This window comes from Pseudomonas hygromyciniae, assembly GCF_016925675.1.
GTDB lineage: Bacteria > Pseudomonadota > Gammaproteobacteria > Pseudomonadales > Pseudomonadaceae > Aquipseudomonas > Aquipseudomonas hygromyciniae.
Genome location: NZ_CP070506.1, coordinates 2,238,674 through 2,246,690, shown reverse-complemented (window position 1 = coordinate 2,246,690; position 8,017 = coordinate 2,238,674). Strand labels below are relative to the sequence as shown.

6 protein-coding genes are annotated in these 8,017 nt (G+C 56.8%); 1 reads left to right on the top strand and 5 read right to left on the bottom strand.

What is annotated here, in order from left to right; all coding sequences use genetic code 11:
- Positions 1-19: 19 nt before the first annotated feature.
- A complete protein-coding gene (locus JTY93_RS09945) occupies positions 20-982 on the top strand; it encodes an alpha/beta hydrolase (RefSeq protein WP_205476298.1) in 963 nt (320 codons plus the stop codon).
- Positions 983-1,053: 71 nt separating this feature from the next.
- Here JTY93_RS09945 and JTY93_RS09940 read toward each other — a convergent pair whose 3' ends face one another.
- The 5 genes from JTY93_RS09940 to JTY93_RS09925 form a co-directional block, all read right to left on the bottom strand.
- The gene (locus JTY93_RS09940) at positions 1,054-3,588 is read right to left on the bottom strand and encodes a TonB-dependent siderophore receptor (protein WP_240357284.1); all 2,535 of its coding nucleotides are present in this window, start codon (positions 3,586-3,588) and stop codon (positions 1,054-1,056) included.
- Positions 3,589-3,898: 310 nt separating this feature from the next.
- Positions 3,899-6,034 carry a TonB-dependent siderophore receptor gene (locus tag JTY93_RS09935; protein ID WP_240357283.1) on the bottom strand — a complete coding sequence of 712 codons (2,136 nt, stop codon included), beginning with the start codon at positions 6,032-6,034 and terminating at the stop codon, positions 3,899-3,901.
- Positions 6,031-6,426, bottom strand: coding sequence for an STN domain-containing protein (locus tag JTY93_RS28975; protein WP_240357282.1), 396 nt, complete (start codon positions 6,424-6,426; stop codon positions 6,031-6,033). The genes JTY93_RS09935 and JTY93_RS28975 overlap by 4 nt, the downstream gene beginning before the upstream one ends.
- A gap of 107 nt (positions 6,427-6,533) precedes the next feature.
- Positions 6,534-7,466, bottom strand: a complete 933-nt coding sequence (locus tag JTY93_RS09930; RefSeq protein ID WP_205478424.1) for a FecR family protein — start codon at positions 7,464-7,466, stop codon at positions 6,534-6,536.
- Positions 7,463-7,969 carry an RNA polymerase sigma factor gene (locus JTY93_RS09925; protein ID WP_205478422.1) on the bottom strand — a complete coding sequence of 169 codons (507 nt, stop codon included), beginning with the start codon at positions 7,967-7,969 and terminating at the stop codon, positions 7,463-7,465. The genes JTY93_RS09930 and JTY93_RS09925 overlap by 4 nt, the downstream gene beginning before the upstream one ends.
- Positions 7,970-8,017: the final 48 nt, after the last annotated feature.

Sequence of the window (8,017 nt, the reverse complement as noted above, 5' to 3'; positions counted from 1 at the left end):
AATCAATAAGGAACACGTAATGCCCCTGGACCCCGATCTCGAAGGTTTTCTGGAGTTGGCTGAAATGGGTCGCCTGAGTGGCAAGAGTCAGCCCATGCATGCCTTGAGTGTGAGTCAGGCACGGCAGGAGTTCGAGTTGAGCTCGCAGATCCTCGACCCTTCGCCACCCGCAAGCCTGACGATTACAACCTTGCACATCCCGACACGCGACGGCGCAAAGATTGAAGCCCGGCTATACCGCTCGGCACATCACGTCCAACCTTCACAGCCAAGCATTCTGTATTTCCACGGCGGCGGCTACGTGGTCGGCAGCCTTGACTCCCATGACTCGATTTGCCGCCGCCTGGCATCAAGCGGACGCCAAGCTGTCCTGGCCCCGGCTTATCGACTGGCTCCGGAGCATCCCTTCCCCACGGCCGTCAACGACGCCCTGGATTGCGCCAACTGGCTGGCTCGCGAAGCGCATAGCCTGAATTTGGACCCGGACAATGTCAGCGTCGCCGGTGATAGCGCCGGCGCCACCCTGGCAACGGTACTGGCCATCAGCGCCGTGCAGGCACCCGAGCACCGTGCGCTAAAACCCAAGACTCAGTTGCTGTTTTACCCGGTGACCGACACTCAGCGTACACGCCCTTCCCACCAGCGGTATGCCGAAGGTTTCCTGCTGGAAAGCGAGACCTTGCAGTGGTTCTATCGACATTACACTCCCGACGCTGAGCAACGCGGTGACTGGCGTACATCACCGTTATTGGCAAAAGACCTCGGTCCTCTAGCACCGGCCTACGTCAGCCTGGCCGAGTACGACCCGTTGTATGACGAAGGGCTTGAATATGCCCAGTTGCTTCGCGATACCGGGACTGACGTTACTTTGTTGACTCAGCGTGGGTTGACCCATGACTTCCTGCGGATGTCGGGGATCAGTGCGGACATTGGCGGGATTTATGCGGCAGTCGAGGGGTGGTTGGAAAAGCGCACGGACTGAATGTGCTGTGTTGCTCCGCAAGGCATTAAAAAGGGACATCTGGCGATGTCCCTTTTTATTTCAAGCTACGGTTACCAGAAGGTGCCGCGCAAGGTCAGCATGTGATTGCGCTCATCGCCATACCAGTTGCCCGATGCCGAAGACCCCAGTTTGCTGTAGTACTTCTTATCAAACAGGTTGTTGGCGTTGTAGATAACACTCCAGTTTTCGTTAACTCGGTATTCGGCCATGGAATCCCATACGGCATAACCCGCCTGAACGTACTTGTAGTTCTGCTCCACATCGTTCACGAACGTGGTCCCACTGACGTAGGTAGCGCTTTGCAAATTCACGCCACCGCCGATTTTCACGTCGTTGAGTATTCCTGGCAACCGGTAGGTGGACCATAGTTTAAACTGATGTTTTGGCGTAATACTGCTGAATACCTTAGCCGCAGAGCGGTTGCGATTGTGGTTATACGTATAGCCCGCCAGAACGTTCCAGTCCGGCAAGACTTCACCGGTAAACTCCATGTCGACGCCTTTGCTAACGACTTCACCCTGAGGCAAGTAGCAGCAGTTGCCGCCGAAAAGTACACTGGACTCTTCGTAGCGTGGATCCAGAACTGCCTCGTTTTTTCGCGAGGTGTAGTACAACGCAAAGGAAGTATTGACAGCTCCGCCCCACAACTCGCCCTTGACGCCAGTCTCGTAAGTCTTGCCGGTCATGGGTTCCATGGAACTTCCTGGCAATGGACCCTGCATTGTGCTTTGTTGAGGCTTAAAGATCTCGGAGTAGCTGGCGTAAGTCGACCATTCATCCGTCAGGTCATAGACGATACCGCCGTAGGGAACCAGTTTGGTTGCTTCACGGGTCGAGACATCCGACTGCACCTTCCAGGCTCCTTCTTCGATCGCCTGGTACAACTGTTCAAATTTGTACCGCTGCGCACGAGCACCAATGATCAAGTGAAGTGGGTCCGCCAGTTGCAAACGCAATGTAGAGTAAAGACCATATTGCGTCTGGCTGTTGGGGCTGTAGTTACGAATAAAGTTCTTGTCTGTTCCAGGTTGTGGCCAGGGCGTCGCATCCGGGTCAAATACATTCACCGGATTGCCAACCCCGTTGGACGAGGCAGTCCCCTCCCACTGACTGGTGATTTTCTGATGATCCATGCCGACCAGCAACTCATGCTGCAAGCCTGCGTATTCGAACTTCCCAGCCAGGTTTACATCAAGAAGCTTCTGATCGCTGCGATACTGATTGTTAGTGCCGCCAGTTCTCGGACCAGTGAGTGTCACCGGATCGACAGCGCCGAAACTGAAAGCCGCTTTCGAAAACCCGGAATCCAGCGTTTGGGTATAAGAAACGTTGAGCTTCCAGTCATCATTAAGCTCATGGTCGACCTTGGCAAAAATTTCTTGGGATCGACCGTCCAGATACGACCACTTCTGGGTCAGGCTGGTACTTCTGGACAGACCAAGGTCCTTGCCGTTCACATCGCGCGGTAAACCGATCCCCGACCCCGTTTCATGAATACGCTCCGAGCGTCCACCCAAGGTCAGCCGTGTGTCCGGGAGGATATCGGCTTCCAAAATCCCGTAGAAAATCGGCTTCTCGGTACCCCGATCATCCAGCATGTACTGACGATCCGTGTAAGCCGCGACCATCCGGCCACGCAACTTGCCATCAAAACCCAACGGACCGGTGACATCCATTTGGGTGCGATAATTGTCCCAACTGCCCGCCGACATATCGACTTTTAACTGATAGGCATCCAGCGGGCGTTTGCGCACTAGATTGATCATGCCACCCGGGTCGCCGGTACCGCCAAAGAGACCGGAAGCGCCACGTAGGACCTCAACATGGTCAAACTCAACCAGATCGTAGTTTTTGTTGGAGTAGAAGCTGCCAGACGTAGTGCCCAATGCCATCGGGGCAGCACCGTCGATTTGAATGTTCTCAATCTTGAAGCCGCGCGACGAGAAGTCCGACAAACGGAAATTGTTGTTAGTGACCGTGATGCCCGGCGTCACTTTCATGGCTTCAGCCAAGTCAGTCATGCGTTTTTCTTCAAGGACCTGTGCCGTCACCACCGACACCGACTGTGGCGTCTTCCGCAGACTCGTCGGGGTTTTCGAGCCGATGCTGGTCAAGCCCGTGGTGTAGGAGCCGGAGTTTTCCGTCATTTCCCCCATACCTTGACCCTGGATGGTAGTGGCGCCCAGTTCAAGAGTTGAACTCGTACTATTTTCGGGGCCGAGGATGACGGTATTGTTTTCAATCCGGAAAGTCAGGCCCGCGCCTTTGAGCAATGCTTCAAGGGCTGCCTCGGGCTCCAGGGTGCCTTTGACGGCGGTGGACTTCTTGCCGGCAACCATATCCGGCCCGAAAAGCACTTGCAGGCCGGTCTGCTTGCCCAGCTCGGTCAGGGCCTTGTCCAGGGACTGGGCTGGCACATTCACCTGCATGGGCTGGGCGAAAGCCCCGCCGCAGACACTGAGGGCCAACCCCAGGACCGCCACCGACACGCAACTGCGGCAGGAAGCCAGGGGGGTGTTGAAGAGTTTTTGCCTGAACCTTTTGCTCTCGCGCTTCATTGTTTGGTTAAGCCCCAGATATGTCATTAATGTCGAAGGCCTTCCACTCTTGAGGCGGAATGACCTGAATTTAGTTAAACCGTCCGGACTCCACTCCCTGTTGCAGAGGGACGGTTTTGGCTTGAATCGGTGTCGAGCCATTAATGAACGTTCGGGATAAAAATAATTTAGAAGGATTCTCAATCACTTTGTAACAGTCGCAAAACCTTTGCCTTAGGTCCACACCTCATATTGTCAGGCACGCAGGGGAGCACTCAGCTCTAAATCATTCGCGAGCTTGGCGCACGCAAAAAAAATCACCTCAGGTGAGGTGATTTTCTACGACGAAAGGAAAAGCCTAGAACGTACCCCGCACAGTCAGCATGTAGTTGCGCGGTTCACCGTAGTAGTTGCCGTACTCTGAAGTCTTCAGGGTCTCGAAGTACTTGCGGTCAAACAGGTTGTTGCCGTTGAGGGCAACGGTCCAGTTTTCGTCGACTTTGTATTCGACCATGGCGTCCCATACGGCGTAGCCGCCTTGAGCGAAGTCAAAAGGCGTCTCACGGGAAACATCGTAGTAGTTGCCCGTAGGATTTTTTCCATCGACCCGATAAGCAGTTCCGCTGGCATAGCTGGCGCTCTGGATGTTGACGCCCCCACCTACTTTCCAGTCAGAAAGGCGATCAGGCAGTGTGTAAACGGTCCACAACTTCGCCAAATGCTTGGGTGTAACCGTAGTAAGGAAGGTGTCCTTGGTACCATTGTCTGTGAGGTTCAAGGTGTAGCCGCCCATCACCATCCACCCAGGCAACACCTCACCACTGGCTTCTAGTTCAAGACCCTTGCTGATGATTTCGCCTTGAGCCAGATAGCAGCAACTGCCGCCATACAAGACTGATTCCGCCACGTACCGCGGATCTTGAATCGCCTCTTTCTCGCGCTTGGTATAGAACAGCGCCGCCGAAACGTTCAGCGTTCCACCGTAGAGTTCACCCTTTATCCCCGTTTCGTAAGTCTTGCCAACCATGGGTTCCAGAACTTTTCCGGAGTTACTGGGACCTTTTAGCTGCTGGGCCTGGGGCTTGAAGATTTCCGAATAGCTGGCGTACGCCGACCATTCATCATCGAGGGCGTAAACCAAACCACCGAAGGGAACCAACTTGGTCGGTTCACGGTGATTGCTCTGGGACTCAATGTCCCATACGCCTGTATCAGCGTTTACAGCCCTGTAGGTCTGTTCGAACTTATAGCGCTGCACCCTGGCACCGATGATCAACTTGAGCGGATCTGTCAGTTGTAAACGCAAGGTCGAGTACAGACCATACTGCTTACGGGTATTGGGGCTGTAGTCACGCTCAAGCTTGTTGCCAATGCTGTCAGAAGGTAGAGGTGTGAGGTCTGGATTGTAGACATCAACAGGATAGAAGCCCTGCATAGCTTTCGTTGAGCGCCAACGGCTGGTCACCTTCTGTGCATCAGCACCGATCAGCAGTTCATGCTCACGATTGAACGCCGTAAATTTTCCGGAAACGTTGGCATCGAACAGCGTCTGTTCGCTCCAGTTTCTAATGTAACTCCCTCCCCAGGTAGCACCTTCAAGCGTTACCGGATCAGGTGAGCCCCACAGGAATGCACCTTTGGTCTCGGTTTTATCGAAGGTATTGGTCAAGGAAACGTTCAACTTCCAGTCGTCAGCCAATTCCTGGTCGTACTTGGCGAAGATTTCCTGGGAGCTGTTATCGCTATAAGCCCAGTTCGGTGAGTACCAAGTGCGACGACTGAGCTTCAAGTCCTGCCCGGTGCTGAAGCGTGGCAAACCGTCGCCAGTGCCGTTTTCATGAATTTTCTCGTAGCGCCCTCCGACGGTAACCCGCGCCGTGTCTGTTACATCAGCCTCCAACACGCCGTAAATGAAAGGTTTCTCGGTGCTACGGTTATCCATGAAGTACTGGCGATCGGTGTTGGCGACCACCACACGCCCACGCAATTTACCGTCAAAGGCCATTGGCCCCGTCACGTCGACCTCAGTACGGTAATTGTCCCAGGAACCTGCCGATGTATTGAACTTGAGCTGGAAGTAGTCCAGCGGACGTTTACGCACGGCGTTGATGATGCCGCCCGGATCGCCAGTGCCGCCGAACAGGCCGGATGCCCCCTTCAACACTTCGATATGGTCGAACTCAGCCATGTCATAGGTTTTGTTGGCGTAGAAGGTACCGATACCAGAGCCGATATCCATCGGCGAGGCACCATCAATCTGGATGTTGTCGATACGGAAACCACGAGAAATGAACTGCGGCAGGCGGTAGTTGGCGTTTTTGACGGTGATGCCCGGCGTGCGTCGCATGGCATCGGACAGATCAACAATGCGCCGGTCTTGCAGGACCTGTTGGGTGATGACCGACACCGACTGCGGTGTGCCCCTCAGACTGGTAGGCGTTTTTGAACCGGCGCTGACAAGTCCGGTGGTGTAGGAGCCGGAGTTCTCCGTCATCTCCCCCCATCCCCTGCCCCTGAATGGTGGTAGCCCCCAACTCCACCGCCCCTCCCTGCGCCGGCGTTTTTTTCAATCAGGATCACATCATCACTGACCCGAGCGCTCAAGCCGCTGCGCAGTAGCAACCGATCAAGCCCCTGCTGCACCGGGTAATTTCCCTTGAGCCCGTCCGACTGCTGACCCTCCACCCACTCGCTGACGACCATCAATCGCAACCCGGACTGCTCGGCAAAGCGCGTCAGGACCTGGTCCAGTTGGCCGGCCTCGATGTCGTAGGCCCGGGTGTCGGTCTTCTGTTGCTGCGCCGCCTGTGCCGGCAGGCTCATTGCCACGGCACTGGCCGTGGCTAGTGCCAGGCTCAATGCGGTGTGCCTGATCAGATGCTGCATAACGCTCCCCCTGCTGAAGTCAGCCAGATAAAAATCAATCTCAACAGGAAAGACGTCAGCCTTCTGAAACCCGACAGTGGCGGCAAGTGTATTTTTTAAACCCGGAGTTACTGGCGCGGTGAGTCGTCGCGTTCGATTACGGTCAGCCATGGCAGCAGGCGCACGCGTAGTGGCAGCGTGCGTTGCAGCAGTTTCAGTTGGGCGTCGGTGTCGTCGGTGGCGATGATGCCGGTCACGGGCAGGTCGCGCAGGCTGTTGTCGCGGACCCAGATCACGCCGCGATGGTAGCGACCGAGTTGCTCCAGCACCTCGCCCAGGGGTTGGCGGTTGAAGACCAGTTTGTCGCGGCGCCAGGCGGTGGCGGTGCTGACGTCGACCGGTTGGCTGCGTGAGAGGCCGTCCGGGCCGTATTGCACGGCCTGCCCGGCTGCGACGTCGGTGGTCTGCGGGTCGTCGTCCAATGTCACGCGTACCGTGTGTTCGGTGACGACCATGCGTACTTGTTCGCCCTCGCGCCGCACGTCGAAGCCGGTGCCCAGCGCGCGCAAGCTGCCACGGCCGGCGCGGACTTCGAATGGGCGCTGGGTATCGGGGGCAACCTGGACGAAAAGCTCGCCGGTATAGAGATGTAGCACCCGGCGATCACCTTGCATGTCGATGTCCACGCGGGTGTGCGGCGCCAGCTCCAGGTGTGAGCCATCGGCCAGCGTGACGCGGCGGTGCTCGCCCAGGCCGGTCACTTGGTCCGCCATCCAGCCGTGTTGTTCGGCCTGCCAGGACAAACCGCCGGCCAGGCCCAACGCGACGACCAGCCCCAGTTGCAGCAAGCGGCGTGACGATTCGGGTGGACGCTCCAGCGCGCTGCCCAGGCTCTCCCACAACCGTTCCGCCGCATCGGCAGCGCGCTGGTGTTCGGGCGAAGTTTCGCACCACTGCAGGTAGGCCTCCCACGTGGGTGCCTCGGCGGTGCCCGAATGCAGGTCGACCAGCCATTGCAATGCTTGCTCGGTCAACAGTGGCGAAGGTTTATTCAGCGTCACTCGGTCATCCCAAGACGCCGGGCGCAATGCAGCACCGCGCTCATGATGTATTTGCTGACCATGCTGGGAGACACCCCGAGTTGCGTGGCAATCGCCGCATGACCCAAGCCGTCGAGGCGGTTGAGCAGCAAGGCTTGGCGGCTGTTTTCGGACAATTCTCCCAGCGCCTGTTGCAACAGTTGCAGTTGCTGGCGCATTTCCACCAGTGCGGCGGGGCCCGGGCACGGGTCGAGAAGCTCGTGCTGCACATCTTCCAGCGAATCCACAGGCCCACGCCGCGTACGGCTACGGCCCAGGTCGATGATCAGGTTGCGCATAACGCGAATCAGGAAAAATCGCGGATTGGTGATGGTATGGGTACGCTGCTTCCGGTCGAGACCGACGTAGCGCACGAACGTGTCCTGCATGAGGTCGGCCGCCATTTCCCGGTCACCGAGGCGCCGGTAGGCAATCTGCTGCAGTTCGCGATGGTAGAGGCGAAACAACCGATCCAGATGATCCAAATGCACACTCCATGAGCATCCGTGTGCAGGGCACACATAGGGGGCGCT